Source organism: Mesorhizobium sp. C277A (assembly GCF_040324395.1).
GTDB lineage: Bacteria > Pseudomonadota > Alphaproteobacteria > Rhizobiales > Rhizobiaceae > Mesorhizobium.
Genome location: NZ_JAMYVW010000002.1, coordinates 1,562,920 through 1,577,913, shown reverse-complemented (window position 1 = coordinate 1,577,913; position 14,994 = coordinate 1,562,920). Strand labels below are relative to the sequence as shown.

Sequence of the window (14,994 nt, the reverse complement as noted above, 5' to 3'; positions counted from 1 at the left end):
AGACCGTCGGCAAACTCAAGCGCTTAAAATGCATCGCAATACCCTGCGGGAAGAGAAGCGAAGCTTCGCATCCGAGCTTAGGACTTGACCGGCGGCTAGCCAGACGGCTCCCGCGCGGCTGAGACGGCCCTGTCCCGTTCCTTTGGATGAACTGCGCCTTGTGGCCGGTGATGTTCTCGATCGCCTTCAAAAGGGGTCGATGGAGCTCACAGAGCTTGGCATGCTCGCTGTGGTACGCACAGCGGCCCGACGATGCTCTTGTGCAGCGCTTCGGCTGCCGCCAGGAAGCGCTCGATTTCAGCCCGGGAAAGCTGTTCGGAAGGTTTGGTTCTGGCCATTGGTGCTTGCGCAATTACTAATTAGTGAAACCTTACGTTCTTCTGGGGAGTAGACGTGAGACCGGTCGGTCCAGCTATGGGGCGGCATTGAACATGATGTTTTTTCCGCGATTACTGATTGGGATGTTTGCCACGTCGACCGTGGTAGCGACCTGGACTTACCTAGCAAACCGATTCGTTCTGGAAGTCCCTTGCATGGACCTTGCTGATTTTTATCATTCTTTCAGGTTGCATATTTCCTATTTTCATTCGCGCTTTTCGACAAGCTTTGGTTGAAAAGAACCGAAGAAATACCGAACCCTGCCGAGCCTACCTGTCGAGACGGCGGTGTCTCATCTGAAGGGCGCTCGATGACGCTTTGAGGGAGACCGCCAGACACGAGAGCAGCGATCATGCTAATCTTTGCGAACTATGCGAAAGAAGGAAAGCCGTGGCAGCGCCAACAATCATCGAAAAGCGCGCTGGCGCTGGATGTCGCCACGGAGATGGCCGTTAGGGTGCGGACCGACGACGCCGAAGCCGAGGAGGGCGAGCGAGGTCTAAGGAGGAAACACAGATGGCTGCCTATCTGATAGCGGACGTAGACGTAAAAGACGCTGCCTTGTTCGAGGAATATCGGCGGGACGTTCCCGCTACCGAAGAGCGGTACGGTGGGCGGTACCTGGGCCGCGGTGGCGCCACCAAGGTTTTGGAAGGTGATTGGGATCCACACCGACTGGTCATTGTCGAATTCCCCGACATGGCGTCATTGATGGGCTGGTATAATTCGCCGGAATACGCCCGGCTGATCGAGATCCGCAAACGTTCCGCTAACACCAGGATCATCGCTTTAGAAGGGATTGCAACGCCTGCGGCGTGACCCATAAGCGCGGCCAGCGGACCCGACGACAGTTGGGCATCCTCAGCGTCATTTCTTCCTCACGGCGAGATGCCGGAGCAGCAAGACCACTTAGTACACTCTATGATCAATTTGCCGCTGCGCCGGCGAGCGAGCAAAAGACGCGGGAACAGGTGTCTCGTGACCGCCGTGTTATCCCGATCATCCGAAGACGTTCGCTCTGGTGCGGGACGACTTCAAGTCCTTTTTCAAGGGTTTTCGGAGGTTGGCCCACGGCTGAAGGGCTGCACAACCAAGGGGCGACGATCAGCTTCTCCACCTTCAGACACATCGTGATAACCTGTCGGCCATGAAATCGGTGGCTTGAGAGAAACGTGGGCGGGCCCCAGGAGACTAATTTCTGCCCATGGGGAAGGCGATGTCCGCGCTAGCCGGAATGTCAGCTACCGAAGATCCGCCGCGTGAAGGCTGCCAGTCCGCTAACGGCCGCCCCAAAGCTGCCGGTCAAGACAAGGTCGCGTTGGAACCGATCCTTCGCATCCCCCGTTATCGAATGGAAGGGACATTACTTGCCATTAGGAGATGAAGAATGAAACGGCTTCTTTTTGCCACTGCCATGATGGCTCTTTCCAGCGGGCTTGCGTTCGCGGGGACGACAGGGACAACAGGGACAACAGGGACGACGTCGAGTGGCTCCTCCACTACCACAACGATGCCGACGACAGATAACAACACGGATTCGACCACAACGAAGTCGACCAATTCGAACTCAGCGAAGGACTGTGCGCCGGGCCAGCAGAGTGGCAGTGCTAAGCAGGCCGCTCCTGGTCAACAGGATGACACCAGTGCCAAGTCCGCAGCCCCTGGACAGATGAAAACGACTGCCGAAGGTTGCTAATTGTGGCGGGAGGGGCCGGTTTGCACCGGCCGGAATGGATGCCTCCCGCTGCCGACCGGCGGCAACGGACCGGCCCGCGCCCTTCGATCAGCGCGGGCCGTTTTTCTGAAAGAACCTCCCTTAATCGTCCAAGGAGCCTGCAGCCTTTTCTTGGGCGAGCCGGAATGCATAGTTGGTTGCGGATGTGATTGTTGAATAGCGGCCCTTGGTGAAGGCAGATTTGAACGCGACAAACGCCTCAAGCGGCACGTCCAGGAAATCGTATTGCTTCCCCCCTCGCTCAAAACCAGACCGAGAGAACCCTGGTCCGGGTCAATAGTCGAACTCATCGAGGTCAGCGGCATGGTGCGTTTCAAGAAACCAGCGTGAGCCGCGGCCAGCCGGGTATGGACCGCCCTACAGGCTGAGCTGTATTCGAAGATGTGGCCGGGCGTAGAATGACGTCGCGTTCCGCCGCTTCGCGCGCCGCCCTGATCGGAGTTTTCGCGTTGACGGTGTGGGTGGCCGTCACGGCATCGGCTGCGATATCCTCAACACGGTATTTCGGCACTTTTGTTCCTACGCGTCGGTAGCGACTCCGCTTGTTTAGGGTCGCCCTCAAAGAGGAGAATAAGGTGGCAAGCTCGTCGTCGCCCTGCCGCCGGGGGTGTGACCCGGCGGCTTGGACGTTCGGCTAGGATCGCTCGGCTGTGACCGCCTTACGGCGTTGCCGCGGGAGTCTGCTTGGCAGCCATCTCGTCGATCTTCTCGGCAAGCACGCCGTTGGCCCATTCGGTGACCTTGGCGTCGACCGGCTTGTTGGCCATATCGGCGAGCGCGTCATCCAGCGATGGGACGGCGGCAGCAGCATCGGCCGCCGCTATATTGGCCGTATCGAGCGCTGCCTGCGCTGCATCGATCTGCTCCTGGGTCGGGACTTGGTCGGCCGGAGTATTCGGGTCGTTCAATTTGGCGTTCAAAGCGTCGACTTCGGCTTGGGCGGCATCCACCGCGGCTTGGGCGCTCTTCGCGGCCGCCGACGCTGTCACATAAGCCTGAATGCCGGCGAATTTCTTGCTCTTGGAGTTCATATATGCGTTGATGTTGCGCTGCAGCGAGTTCAGCCGGCCAAGCTTGGCGTGAATGTTCTTGTCCTTAGGCGTCGCGGCGACCTCAATGTCGTCGACGGCGACCTGGTCGTCGGCCGAGGCCTTCTTTCCGGCGTGAGCCGATGCCGACTTGCCGTGCGAAGCGCTGTTGCCGGACTTCCCGCCGCTGTTGCCGGACTTGCCGCTATTGCCGTGACCACCGCCATTGCCGTGACCACCGCCACTGCCGTGACCACCGCCATTGCCGTGACCACCACCATTGCCGTGACCACCTCCGTTTCCACCCGCGCCAGCGAAAGCAGGAGCGGTCACTAGCGCAAGCGCGGCAAGCGCTGCCAACAGCGTTTTTCGGGATGTCATGGTACCTCCTCAGTCGAATAGCCACCTCGCCGATTCGTTATAGAGCGGCTTATAAGAGTTTCCTAATTCGACTGAATGAACTTTAGATAAATGCTTGTTGCAATGAGCGACTGACGACTGCGAAGCGCTTTGTAACCCTCTGAAATCTAGCAAAAAATCCGGAGTCGCAGACCGTATCGCCCTTTGCGCGACTGAAGTCCCATACCGATCGGACCTTGGTCGGGCGATGCACAACCGCGGAATGCTTGCGGCATTTCGGAGTATGGCGTCACCGTGTGGCTGTGACTGCGCATTGGTAGACAACTCGCCGGGCGAAGACCCCAACTACCTCGAGCCCGGCGAGCCTTACACCTGATCAGAGTACGCGATCAGGACCGGGGATCAGCCGGCGAAAGATGTGGGTGCAATATGGGTGCCAAACTATTCGTCCCAAATTGGGACCATGCTGCGGCCTGCAAGCTGCGCTTAGGTCTCATAAAAGGCTTAGGCGTTCGCATCGGAAATGGCGATAGCTGGTTAGATCTTCCTTCCTCCGTTTGTATGATTCGTGGGCATTGGCAGGCGTGCGATATTGTTTGCCGGCGGGCGCTGAGTCTCACCGGTCGGGCCCAGCGGCCCGCCCGCCGCAAGGTGTCCCCCCGCGAGGTAGTGTGCTGAGAGTTCTGCAAATTCGCTGAGAGGGGGCGGTCATGGCAGGCTGGTGATTGTTCACGTCACCTGATTCCCGCGAAGGAACGCCACCATGACCAAGACTGAAGTTAAGACCGCCAGCGCTGCCGTCAAAGACATTCTGCTTTCGAACCCGGAGGGGCTGCACGAAGTGATCCTGCGGTGATGCAGGAGGTGCTTGAGGCCGAGATGGACGAGGCGCTGGGTGCTTCGAAGAGCGAGCGCACGCCCGAACGGCTTGGCTATCGCTCGGGCTATTACGGCCGTACCCTTGTGACGCGGGTCGGCAAGCTCGAGCTGCGGGTTCCGCAGGACCGTGCCGGGCGCTTCTCCACCGAGCTGTTCGAGCGCTACCAGCGTTCCGAGCGGGCCTTGGTGGCGACGCTGGCGGAGATGTATGTCCAGGGCGTGTCGACCCGCAAGGTCAAGGCGATCACGGAAGAACTGTGCGGCCATGCCTTCTCGGCCTCGTCGATCTCGGCCATCAACAAGCGGCTGGACGAGAGCCTCGCTGCCTTTGCCAGGCGCCCCCTTCAAGAGCCGTTTCCTTACCTCATCCTCGATGCGCGTTACGAGAAGGTGCGTGAAGCCGGTGTTGTCATGAGCCAGGCGGTGCTGATCGCGGTCGGTATCGACTGGGACGGAAGGCGCCAGATCCTGGCCGTGGAGATGGCCAATCGCGAGAGCCGCTCGGCCTGGAGGGACTTCCTCGTCGGCCTCAAGGCGCGCGGCCTCAAGGGCGTCGAGTTGGTTGTGTCCGACGATCACGCCGGCCTGGTGGCAGCGATCGGCGAGGTGATCCCCGAAGCCGCCTGGCAACGCTGCTACGTGCACTTCCTCAGGAACGCGCTCGATCATCTGCCGAGGAAGCACGGCGACGACTGCCTGCAGGAATTGCGCTGGCTCTACGACCGGCGCGATCTCGCAGAGGCCAGGGCTGATCTTGCCGCATGGCTTGCCAAATGGTCGGCACGCTATCCGCGCCTGACAGGCTGGGCCGAGGATGCCATCGAACAAACCCTGACCTTCTTCAGGCTGCCGAGACAGCACCACAAGCATCTCAAATCCACCAACATGCTGGAGCGGCTCAACGAGGAAATCCGCCGGCGCACCTATGTCGTGCGCATCTTCCCCAACACCGAAAGCTGCATGCGCCTGGTCAGGGCGTTGGCCGTCGAGACCAATGAAAACTGGATGGAGGCCAACCGATACATCAACATGGACGACCTGCGCGAGCACAAGAAACTCGCTCTGCGCCAAGCCGCATGACCAGCATCATGGCTGCCCCATTTTGCAGAACTTGACGCACACAACCCCCCGCGACAAAGGCTGCTGGGCCGTCGTAGCGCCGATCTGCTCCGGCATGGCCGCGTGAATGCCCGCTCGACTCCAGCAACAGCTTCATCCTTGGTTGCGACGTTCCCGCGCGCGCCGCCGTCATCGAGCGTATCTTACTCGCCTAACCCGGATCGTGCCGCGTCCGCTTTCCGGGACGCACGGATCTATGCTCAATACCTAATGTCAGGCGCGTACCTGAATTGGTCCTCGAGCCGAGATAGCGCGTTAGTCCATACCCGACATTGCGATGTCCAGAAATCGACCGTTTCGCGAACAGCGATGACTACTCGGAGCTGCTATCTCGTTTGCGCCACGAACTGTCCCCTGCCCTCAATGCTTCCAACGTCTCATTTGGGGGCCGATAACGGACTGACAGCTTCGAGCGTCGAGCCGTTGGGTTAGACCCTGACGCCGATGCGTGCGCCGACGGAATCTTCCAACAGTCAACAACGCCGAGCTAAGCGTCGAGCAAAACCGTCCCTCGCGGGCGGCTGCAACATGCCAGGACATAGCCGGCAGATTTCTCTTTAGCATTCAGTCCGCCTAAATCGTCCATGGTAACCTCGCCGGATAGTTTGGCTATTCGGCACGTTCCGCAAACGCCCTGCTGGCAGGCGGTTGGGATGTAGATGCCACAGTTCCGCGCCGCGTCCAGCAGGGTCTCTCCGGGCGCGCAGCGATGCTCCACACCCGAGCGGACAAAACGGACCGAAGACGAAATCGCCAAGCCCAATTCCGACCGAGAACCATTGCTGCCTCCGAAACTCTCCTCGTGATACTGCGCTGGCGGGAAGCCTATTGCATCAAGGCAGGCGCGTGCCGTCTTCATGTACCCTTCGGGCCCACAGGCAAAAACAGTGCGCTTTTGAAGATCGGGAACCAGGCTCAGCAGCATCCGACCATCAATTCGGCCGGTTGAACCCGTCCAAGCGGGACCTCCCTGGCCGCAAACCAAAGTCACTTGAACATTGGGAAAGCGAGCGGCAAGTGCTTCCAGTTCCGCTCGGAAGATGATGTCGCCTGGGGTTTTCGCGCTGTGAATGAAGCGGATCTCCCTGTCGTCTGCGCGGTCTGTAAGCGCACGCAGCATTGACATGGTCGGAGTCACGCCGCTCCCGCCCGAAAGGAAAACAGGTTTCTCCGACGGCAATTTATCCAGATTGAACGAACCGAGCGGCCCTTCGATCTCGATCTCGCTGCCCGGCGTCAAATGGTCATGGATCCAGTTGGAAGTGAGCCCGCCCTGCGTTCGCTTCACGGTGATCTGAAGATCAAGCGGTCGCGTCGGCGGTGACGATACCGAGTAGGCGCGCGTTATTGTGGCGCCGTTGATCCTGAGGTGCACGAGAACATACTGGCCCGCGCTGAAGCAGAACATCCGACCAGCGGCAGATGTGAGAACAAATGTTTTCACATCGTGCGTCTCGTCTATCACGCGACGGCAGAGCACTATATCTCGCGTCTTTTGTGCCCATCGCCGCTGACGCATGGTGGGCACGACATCTGAGGCTTGGATGGAGGCGTATGCATTCATCGTGCGGCTCGGCGTTAGGTCGAGCGAACATGCCAGTTCTTACCCCGCTGAACAGCAATATTATTCCAGCGTTATGATCGGGAATATCGATTAAACCTCCAGCGACATAACAGCGAGATGGAGAGCACGGATGCCTTTGCGAATGATCGGTTCGTGTTTGCGGCGTGCCAGTATCGCCGTATGGACTGGCTGGTGCAAGGTCGGCGCTCCTTCGACCAGGAACGATGGAAGCTCACCGGTAAACCTGCGCGCATCATCGCTGCGCATGTAGCAAGTGCCGCCCGTTCGCCGGAGCATGATCTCCGCCAGAGCTTCCGATCCGGTCGAAAGTCGGCAGATCGCCAATTGGGCCAGCATCTCTGCGTGCGTTTTCTCCAGCACGACGGTGTAGCCTGGTCGGATGTAGGTGTCGGGATCGACGTCCGACAGGTTTCTGGCGGCAGTCGAAACCATTACATATTCCTCGACCATCAGGTGCTCGTATGCGATCTCAGGCAAGTAGCGGGGGGCATAAAGCACCGCGATATCCAGGTTTCCCATGCTGAGGTCGCTGACCATCTGGTTCGAATAATCCGACTCGACATGGATTGAGGACTTCGGAAGTGCTTGGCACAGGGTTTCGACCCACCCGGGCAGGACTGAGCGGGTCATGCCCACTTGGGCGGCAACGCGCAAGGTGCCTTCGAAACGGTTGAAGGCCCGGACATCGTGGCGAGCCTGCGACCAAGTGGATACCAGAGATCTTGCGTAGGCTTCGAACCGGCGCCCTGCGGCAGTCGGCTCTGCCCCGGCGCGTCCGCGTTGGAACAGTTCAGATCCGATTGCGCTCTCCAGGTTCTTGATGCGGGTGCTGATTGTCGATTGGGTTAAGCCCAACCGATCTGCGGTGCGATTGAAATTTCTCGATTCGATGATGTCGAGAAAGGTTTCGATGTGATCAAGCTGCATGGAAATCCCGATCGAAAAATTCGATCATGTTCCTGCCTACCATAAGCTTGATCAAACAATACTCAAGGGGGAAGCTGCACCAGATCATCGGCCGGCGCACCGCCGGGACGGGCCACGGAGCGGAACAAAGTGTTCATAGTTGATTGCGACTGTCACAATTACTGGTCAAGCGCCACCGTGTTGACGCCATACCTTTCCGGCTTGTGGAAAGACATGTTCACCGAGGGCGAGAAAACAGGTCCAGTCGGCGCATTTCCGCATGGCCATCGCCCCTGGTTTCATCCGCAGGACTTCTCCCGCAAGGACGTCCGTCCGAAGACGGAAGCCGACAATTATCTCATCATGAAAGAGAAGCACCTCGACAAGTACAAAGTCGACGTGGCGATCCTCACCGGCGATGAGCCGATCGAGGCGTCGACCCTCGCCAATCCTTACTATGCCAGCGCCCTAGTCAGCGCCTACAATGACTATCAGATCAACCAATGGCTGCCGAAAGACGATCGTTTCATGGGTTCGATCATCATCGCACCACAGGATCCGAAGCTCGCTGCCGCCGAGATACGCCGTCTGGGCAGTCATCCGCGTATGGTCCAGGTTCTCGCTTCCCAAGGGTCCGTCAAGCCGTATGGAGACCCGTTCTACCATCCGATCTACGAAGCTTGCGCTGAAGTAGGGTTGCCGTTCGCCATACATCTGGGCGGGCATGGCGGCGTGAATTCAACTGCCATTGCGCCTGCGCCCACGACATTCTTCTGGGAAACGCATGCCATTTTGCACATGTCCGCGATGTCGCACGTGGCAAGCATGATCGCCCATGGCGTCTTCGAGAAGTGGCCGGACCTCTACTTCGTGATCATCGAGTGCGGTGTCGCCTGGGTTCCGTCGGTCCTGTGGCGCCTGGATGCCGACTACAAAGCGCTGCGTAAAGAGACGCCATGGCTGAAGATGCTGCCATCGGAATATTGCCGGCGCAACATCCGCTTTTCCACGCAGCCGCTGGAGCAACCTGCAAACATCCAACATCTCTGGTCCACGCTCGAAGCGATGGACGGGGAAAACACGCTGATGTTTGCGTCGGACTATCCGCACTGGGATTACGACGATGCCAACACGCTGCAAATCCCTCCTGCCTGGAAGAGCAAGATCATGGGACTGAATGCGTTGGAAGTCTACAAACGCATCCCCCGTGCGCAAGCCGCGAATGCTGCCTGAGGAAGCATACGATGCCCGAGAAGACATATATCTGCCGCGTCGACGAGATCGAAACAGGATCTCCGTTTATCGCCAAGATCCGCAGCCTTTCGGTCGGGATTTTCCGCATCGGAGATTCATTCCACGCGCTGCTGAATGTCTGTCCGCACCGCGGCGCTCCACTTTGCGAGGGACCGCAATGCGGGACAACCGCGCCCGTTGAACAAGCGCAATTCATCTATCATCGCGAAAACGAGATCGTTCGATGCGCCTGGCATGGCTGGGAATTCGACATCAAGTCAGGTGAAGCCTTGGTCGATCCGTCCATTCGCGCTCGCACATTTCCAGTCACCGTCGAAGCCGGCAGCATCTATGTGACGGCCTGATTGGCCCAAAAGCCGATTGGGATTGGAAAAATTCGAAGAAAGATGGCCGAAGCCAACTAGCAGATTTGTTCGCAGGTGCTTGAAAAAAATAACGCGGAGAACTCCGCAATGGGAGAGTCAAATGTCAGAATCTGAATACAAGCTTGGTCTCGCGCAAAGCCTGGTCGGTGGCGGCAAAGTTTCCCGCCGCGACTTCATTCATCTTGGGATAGCCGCAGGCCTGACGGTCGCCGCCGCCGACACGCTCTTCGTCGCCAGGGCGCGTGCCGAACCGATGCACGGCGGCTTCGCCAAGCTCGGCATGGCTCATGGCGCGACGACGGATTCAATCGATCCGGCCGGCTACCCCGATACGTTCACACAAACCGCGTTTTCGGGCTCGCTATCCAACAGCCTCACTGAGGTCGACGCCAAAGGCAATGTCCAACCGGACCTCGCCGAGAGCTTCGAATCTTCGGATGGGGCCAAGACCTGGGCCTTCAAGCTGCGCAAAGGCGCAACCTTCCACAACGGCAAGACTGTGACGGCGGATGACGTCGTGACGTCATTGCAATATCACATGGGCAAGGACACAAAATCGGCGGCGAAGTCGCTGTTGGAGTCCGTCGCCGGGATCAAGGCCGACGGCCCGGAAACGGTGGTCTTCACGCTCAAGAGCGGCAACGCCGATTTCCCTTACATCATGAGTGACTACCATCTGGTCATCATGCCAGCCAAGGACGGCAAGGCGGACTGGGCTTCAGGGGTTCGCACCGGCGCTTTCCTCCTTGAGAATTTCCAGCCCGGCGTTTCGGCGAAACTCAAGCGCAATCCAAACTACTTCAAAAACGGCAAGCCCTATCTCGACGAGGTGGAATTCATCGCCATCACTGATCTTGCCGCTCGCATGGCGGCCTTGTCGACGGGCGAGGTGGACTATATCGGCCGCGCCGACCTCAAGACCCTCGGCATGTTGAAACGCAATCCGAAGGTGGAAATCGTCGAGGTCACCGGCTACGGACATTATACCTTGCCGATGAATGCCGCGATGGCGCCGTTTGATAATCCAGACGTGCGAACGGCATTGAAATGGGCGATCAATCGCCAAGAAATCGTCGACAAGATCTTTCTCGGCCACGCCACCGTGGCTAACGACAACCCGATCGCGCCAGCGATCAAATTCGCCAAGGATCCGCAACCGCAACACAACTTCGATCCGGAAAAAGCCAAGCACTACCTGAAAAAGGCCGGAATGGAGAACCTGAAGGTGGATCTCTCGGTCGCCGATGCCGCTTTTGCAGGCGCGGTGGATGCGGCTTCGCTCATTCGCGAGACGGCAGCCCAATGCGGCATCGACGTCAATGTCGTGCGGGAGGCCGAGGACGCTTATTGGGACAATATCTGGCTCAAGAAACCCTGGTGCGCATCCTATTGGAGCGGTCGAGCGACGGCCGACTGGATGTTCACGCAAGCCTTCGCCGCGGACTCCAGCTGGAATGAGTCGTTCTGGAAAAATCCCCATTTCAACGAATTGCTTGTTAAGGCGCGGGCCGAGACGGACGAGGCCAAGCGAGCGGGAATGTATGCCGAGATGCAGCAACTAACCCACGACGATGGCGGCAGCATCGTGCTGGTCTTCAACAATTTCGTCAGCGCCCAATCCAAAAAGCTCGCACATGGCGAAGTGGCGCCCAACTGGGAGAACGATGGACTGAAAATGGCCGAACGCTGGTGGATCGCCACGGCATGAAAAGGCGGCCGGGGCCACGATGGTTGTGAGGCTCCGGTCGGCTTGCTCCGAGTGCAGGACTGCCGCCCAAAGGGAGACGGCACTCACATGAACCCCGTCGCAAGAACGGTTCTGCAGCGCCTTGGCCTCGGCCTGGTCACTTTGTTCATCGTGTCCATCATCATCTTCTCTGCCATCGCGATGCTTCCGGGCGACTTCGCCAAGGCCACGCTCGGGCAGTCGGCGACGCCCGAAACGGTCGCCGCCTTTCAGCGGGAAATCGGCATCGATCGTCCGCCTGTCGAGCGCTATTTCGTCTGGGTCGCGCAAATGCTTCACGGCGACTTCGGCTCTTCGTTCGCGAGCCGCACCGGATATCGGCGTACCGTGGCCGAGATCATCGCGCCACGCCTCTACAATACGATGTTTCTTGCAGCGGTGACCGCGCTGATAGCGGTTCCGCTGGCGCTTGGGCTTGGCATTCTCGCCGCGCTGTACCGCAACGGCTGGTTCGACCGGCTGGTGAATGCCGTGACACTGACAACTATTTCGTTCCCGGAGTTTTTCGTCGCCTATATGCTCGCCTACCTGGTGATCTCGCGCGACACGTTCATTGCATCCGATTTCGCTCAATCCCTGCCCCATTGGCTCAGTATCTCACTGACCTGGGCACTCAATGCGGTTCCCAAATTTCCGACATTGTCGAATGTGAACGATCAGACCCCATTTTGGGAGCACCTCTGGAAAGTGGCGCTGCCGGCAATCACCCTTACACTCGTGATCGTGGCCCACATGATGCGCATGACCCGAGCGGCCATCATCAACATGCTCGCAAGCCCCTACATCGATATGGCGCGCCTCAAGGGAATGTCCCCGATGGTGATCGTGCTGAGGCATGCCCTGCCCAATGCCTGGGCTCCCATCGTCACTGTCGTGGCGTTCAATATGGCATATCTCATCGTCGGAGTGGTCGTGGTCGAGGTCGTTTTCGTCTATCCCGGGATCGGCCAACTGATGGTTGATGCGGTAAAATCCAGGGATGTTCCGGTTGTCCAGGCCTGTGCCCTGATTTTCGCCGCGACCTACATCCTTCTCAACCTGCTGGCCGACATTATTTCCATCGCCACCAACCCCAGGCTCTTGCACCCTCGATGACCAGATCCCAATCTATCGCGGCGGTTCAGAGGCTGAGGCGCTCGCGTGCCAGCCGGGCGACAACAGCGCTGAAGAAGGCACCGCTTAGTGCATGGTTCGGCATCGTGGTGATCGTTGGCTACGTCCTTGTTGCGGTCTTCGCGCACTGGATAGCCCCATATGGCGAGACGCAGGTCTTCAGCGAAGCCTTCGCGCCGTGGAATCAGGAATTCAAATTGGGAACCGACCAGCTCGGCCGCGACATGCTCACCCGCTTGATCTACGGTGCGCGCAACACCATCGCTATCGCGGTCGCGACTACATTGCTCTCCTTCGCGGTAGGCGTGTCGCTCGGCCTCCTTGCCGCATTGTATAGGGGGTGGCTCGACCAGATCTTGTCGCGTGCGGTGGACGTGCTGATGTCGATCCCGAGTCTGATCTTCGCGCTGGTGCTTCTGTCGATCTTCGGCTCGTCGATCACCAGCCTGATTGTTATCATTGCGCTTCTCGATTCCACCCGTGTCTTTCGGCTTTCTCGCGCCGTTGGGCTTAACGTGGCCGTGATGGAATATGTCGAGGTGGCGCGATTGCGCGGCGAGGGACCGAGATGGATCATCGCCAATGAAATCCTTCCCAATGTCATGCCTCCACTGGTCGCCGAGTTCGGCTTGCGATTCTGCTTCGTGTTCCTGACAGTCGCGGCGCTGTCGTTCCTCGGAGTCGGTATTCAGCCGCCGACGGCCGATTGGGGATCAATGGTGCGCGAGAACGCAACCCTGATCACTTACGGCGATGTCACGCCGCTGCTTCCGGCCGGCGCGATAGCTCTTCTTACCGTATCCGTAAATTTCGTTGTGGACTGGTACCTGCACGCAACAAGCGGGTTGCGGGATGAAAAGTAGCGATCCAGGCTCACGCGAAAAAGGAAAGGATCTACTGCAAATCCGCAATCTGCATGTGGAGGGATCCTCGGACGAACAGTGGCATCCCATCGTCCGCGGGATCGATCTTACGCTGAAGCGGGGGGAGGTTCTTGGCCTAATCGGCGAGTCAGGCGCCGGCAAGTCCACCATTGGCCTTGCCGCAATGGGCTATGCCAAACCGGGCTGCCGGATCACACAGGGCTCGGTCCTGTTCGACGGGATTGATCTCCTGGCAGTCAATGAAAAGGGGCGCCGTCGTCTCCGGGGCTCCCGCATTGCCTATGTCGCGCAAAGCGCGGCGGCCTCCTTCAATCCGGCACATCGACTTTTGGAACAAACCATCGAAACCGCGGTGGCGCATGGAATCGTCAGCCGGGAAGAGGCGAACCGGAGCGCCGTGGATCTTTATCGGCGTCTTCAGCTCCCAGAACCCGAGAGCATAGGCTTTCGCTATCCTCATCAGGTCTCAGGCGGGCAGTTGCAACGGGCCATGACAGCGATGGCAATGGCTTGTCGACCGGACCTCATAATATTCGACGAGCCAACAACGGCGCTCGATGTGACCACGCAGGTTGAAGTCCTTGCCTCCATTCGCAACATCGTTGAGGAATTCAGTACTGCTGCAATCTACGTAACGCATGACCTGGCGGTGGTGGCGCAAATGGCGGATCGCATCATGGTTCTGCGACACGGAGTTACCGTGGAGGTGGCTGACACACGCCAGATGCTGGCCTCCCCCAGCCAGGAATATACGAGGACGCTCTGGGCAGTCCGCAAGCTCGCCAAGCCCGAAGTTCCAGCCGATGACTATCTCTTGACGATAGACAACGTCACCGCGGCTTATGCCGGAGGGGTCAAGGTGCTCCAGGATGTCTCCATCAAGGTTCCGCGCGGAAGAACAGTCGCTGTGGTCGGCGAATCCGGTTCTGGGAAATCGACGCTCGCTCGAGTCGTTACCGGACTCTTGCCGCCAAGTTCGGGTTCGATTTCTTTCGCAGGCCAGCTCCTTTCCAAGAGCCTGAAGGCGCGGCCCAAGGAGGTCCTGCGTCGCGTCCAGATGATTTATCAAATGCCCGACAACGCCCTTAATCCGCGCCAAACGGTCGAAGAAGTCTTAGAGCGGCCACTCGAATTCTACCTCGGCCTCAAAGGCGCGCAGAGAGATCGCCGGATAAGCGAACTTATGCACATGGTCGAGATGAGCGAGGATTTTCTGGAACGTCTACCTGGCGAGCTATCAGGTGGCCAAAAACAACGCGTCTGCATTGCGCGGGCATTGGCTGCCGAACCGGAGCTTATCATCTGCGACGAGATCACATCCGCGCTCGACCAAATTGTGCAGGAGGAGATCCTCAAGCTTCTGATGCGCCTACAGCGTGAACTCGGGATGAGCTACATCTTCATTACCCATGACATTGCCACGGTGCGCGCGATAGCAGACGAGATTGTCGTCATGCACGGCGGCAAAGTCGTCGAGCAGGGATTGAAGAGCGTGGTTCTCACACCTCCGCATGCCGCTTACACCGAACGGCTTTTGTCCTCTGTTCCCGAAATGGATCCTGACTGGCTGACAAGATTGCTGGCCAGTCGGAAAATCTGACAGGTTGCAAGGTGGTCAGGAATTAAGTCCCCGTCCGCCCA

11 protein-coding genes and 1 pseudogene are annotated in these 14,994 nt (G+C 58.7%); 8 read left to right on the top strand and 4 right to left on the bottom strand.

Annotated features, from left to right (window positions below; all coding sequences use genetic code 11):
- Window positions 1-206: 206 nt before the first annotated feature.
- Window positions 207-338, bottom strand: coding sequence for a hypothetical protein (locus tag NKK52_RS07855; RefSeq protein WP_352628631.1), 132 nt, complete (start codon window positions 336-338; stop codon window positions 207-209).
- Between the two features lie 556 nt (window positions 339-894).
- Between NKK52_RS07855 and NKK52_RS07850 the strand changes: the two genes are divergently transcribed.
- Window positions 895-1,197, top strand: coding sequence for a DUF1330 domain-containing protein (locus tag NKK52_RS07850; RefSeq protein WP_023670645.1), 303 nt, complete (start codon window positions 895-897; stop codon window positions 1,195-1,197).
- Window positions 1,198-2,772: 1,575 nt separating this feature from the next.
- Here the strand turns inward: NKK52_RS07850 and NKK52_RS07845 are convergent.
- Complete coding sequence (locus tag NKK52_RS07845) at window positions 2,773-3,522, bottom strand: hypothetical protein (protein WP_352446944.1); 750 nt, start codon at window positions 3,520-3,522, stop codon at window positions 2,773-2,775.
- Between the two features lie 742 nt (window positions 3,523-4,264).
- Here NKK52_RS07845 and NKK52_RS07840 point away from each other — a divergent pair.
- Window positions 4,265-5,460 (top strand): annotated as a pseudogene (locus NKK52_RS07840) (IS256 family transposase).
- Between the two features lie 526 nt (window positions 5,461-5,986).
- Here NKK52_RS07840 and NKK52_RS07835 read toward each other — a convergent pair.
- Both NKK52_RS07835 and NKK52_RS07830 read right to left on the bottom strand, forming a co-directional pair.
- On the bottom strand, window positions 5,987-7,063 hold the full coding sequence (locus NKK52_RS07835; protein ID WP_031204576.1) for an FAD-binding oxidoreductase: 1,077 nt from the start codon (window positions 7,061-7,063) through the stop codon (window positions 5,987-5,989).
- Window positions 7,064-7,153: 90 nt separating this feature from the next.
- Entirely contained in the window at window positions 7,154-8,011 is an 858-nt protein-coding gene (locus tag NKK52_RS07830; RefSeq protein ID WP_023673822.1) for a LysR family transcriptional regulator, read from the bottom strand.
- A 129-nt stretch (window positions 8,012-8,140) separates the two neighbouring features.
- On the opposite strand from NKK52_RS07830, the gene NKK52_RS07825 reads away from it, so the two are divergent.
- From NKK52_RS07825 to NKK52_RS07800, 6 genes are all read left to right on the top strand, one after another.
- The gene (locus NKK52_RS07825) at window positions 8,141-9,223 is read left to right on the top strand and encodes an amidohydrolase family protein (RefSeq protein ID WP_031194312.1); all 1,083 of its coding nucleotides are present in this window, start codon (window positions 8,141-8,143) and stop codon (window positions 9,221-9,223) included.
- Window positions 9,224-9,234: 11 nt separating this feature from the next.
- The gene (locus NKK52_RS07820; protein ID WP_023673824.1) at window positions 9,235-9,588 is read left to right on the top strand and encodes a Rieske (2Fe-2S) protein; all 354 of its coding nucleotides are present in this window, start codon (window positions 9,235-9,237) and stop codon (window positions 9,586-9,588) included.
- Window positions 9,589-9,709: 121 nt separating this feature from the next.
- A complete protein-coding gene (locus NKK52_RS07815) occupies window positions 9,710-11,317 on the top strand; it encodes an ABC transporter substrate-binding protein (RefSeq protein WP_023686073.1) in 1,608 nt (535 codons plus the stop codon).
- A gap of 87 nt (window positions 11,318-11,404) precedes the next feature.
- Window positions 11,405-12,451, top strand: a complete 1,047-nt coding sequence (locus NKK52_RS07810) for an ABC transporter permease (protein ID WP_023673826.1) — start codon at window positions 11,405-11,407, stop codon at window positions 12,449-12,451.
- 104 nt (window positions 12,452-12,555) lie between these two features.
- Window positions 12,556-13,332 (top strand): ABC transporter permease, encoded by a 777-nt coding sequence (locus NKK52_RS07805; protein WP_352625198.1) that lies wholly within the window; start codon window positions 12,556-12,558, stop codon window positions 13,330-13,332.
- Window positions 13,322-14,953, top strand: a complete 1,632-nt coding sequence (locus NKK52_RS07800; RefSeq protein WP_023686074.1) for an ABC transporter ATP-binding protein — start codon at window positions 13,322-13,324, stop codon at window positions 14,951-14,953. Before NKK52_RS07805 ends, NKK52_RS07800 begins: the two co-directional genes overlap by 11 nt.
- Window positions 14,954-14,994: the final 41 nt, after the last annotated feature.

Bases quoted from the DNA above. Each gene is read 5' to 3' on its own strand.
- NKK52_RS07855 (WP_352628631.1), bottom strand. From the start codon at position 338: ATGGCCAGAACCAAACCTTCCGAACAGCTTTCCCGGGCTGAAATCGAG.
- NKK52_RS07850 (WP_023670645.1), top strand. From the start codon at position 895: ATGGCTGCCTATCTGATAGCGGACGTAGACGTAAAAGACGCTGCCTTG.
- NKK52_RS07845 (WP_352446944.1), bottom strand. From the start codon at position 3,522: ATGACATCCCGAAAAACGCTGTTGGCAGCGCTTGCCGCGCTTGCGCTA.
- NKK52_RS07835 (WP_031204576.1), bottom strand. From the start codon at position 7,063: ATGAATGCATACGCCTCCATCCAAGCCTCAGATGTCGTGCCCACCATG.
- NKK52_RS07830 (WP_023673822.1), bottom strand. From the start codon at position 8,011: ATGCAGCTTGATCACATCGAAACCTTTCTCGACATCATCGAATCGAGA.
- NKK52_RS07820 (WP_023673824.1), top strand. From the start codon at position 9,235: ATGCCCGAGAAGACATATATCTGCCGCGTCGACGAGATCGAAACAGGA.
- NKK52_RS07815 (WP_023686073.1), top strand. From the start codon at position 9,710: ATGTCAGAATCTGAATACAAGCTTGGTCTCGCGCAAAGCCTGGTCGGT.
- NKK52_RS07810 (WP_023673826.1), top strand. From the start codon at position 11,405: ATGAACCCCGTCGCAAGAACGGTTCTGCAGCGCCTTGGCCTCGGCCTG.
- NKK52_RS07800 (WP_023686074.1), top strand. From the start codon at position 13,322: ATGAAAAGTAGCGATCCAGGCTCACGCGAAAAAGGAAAGGATCTACTG.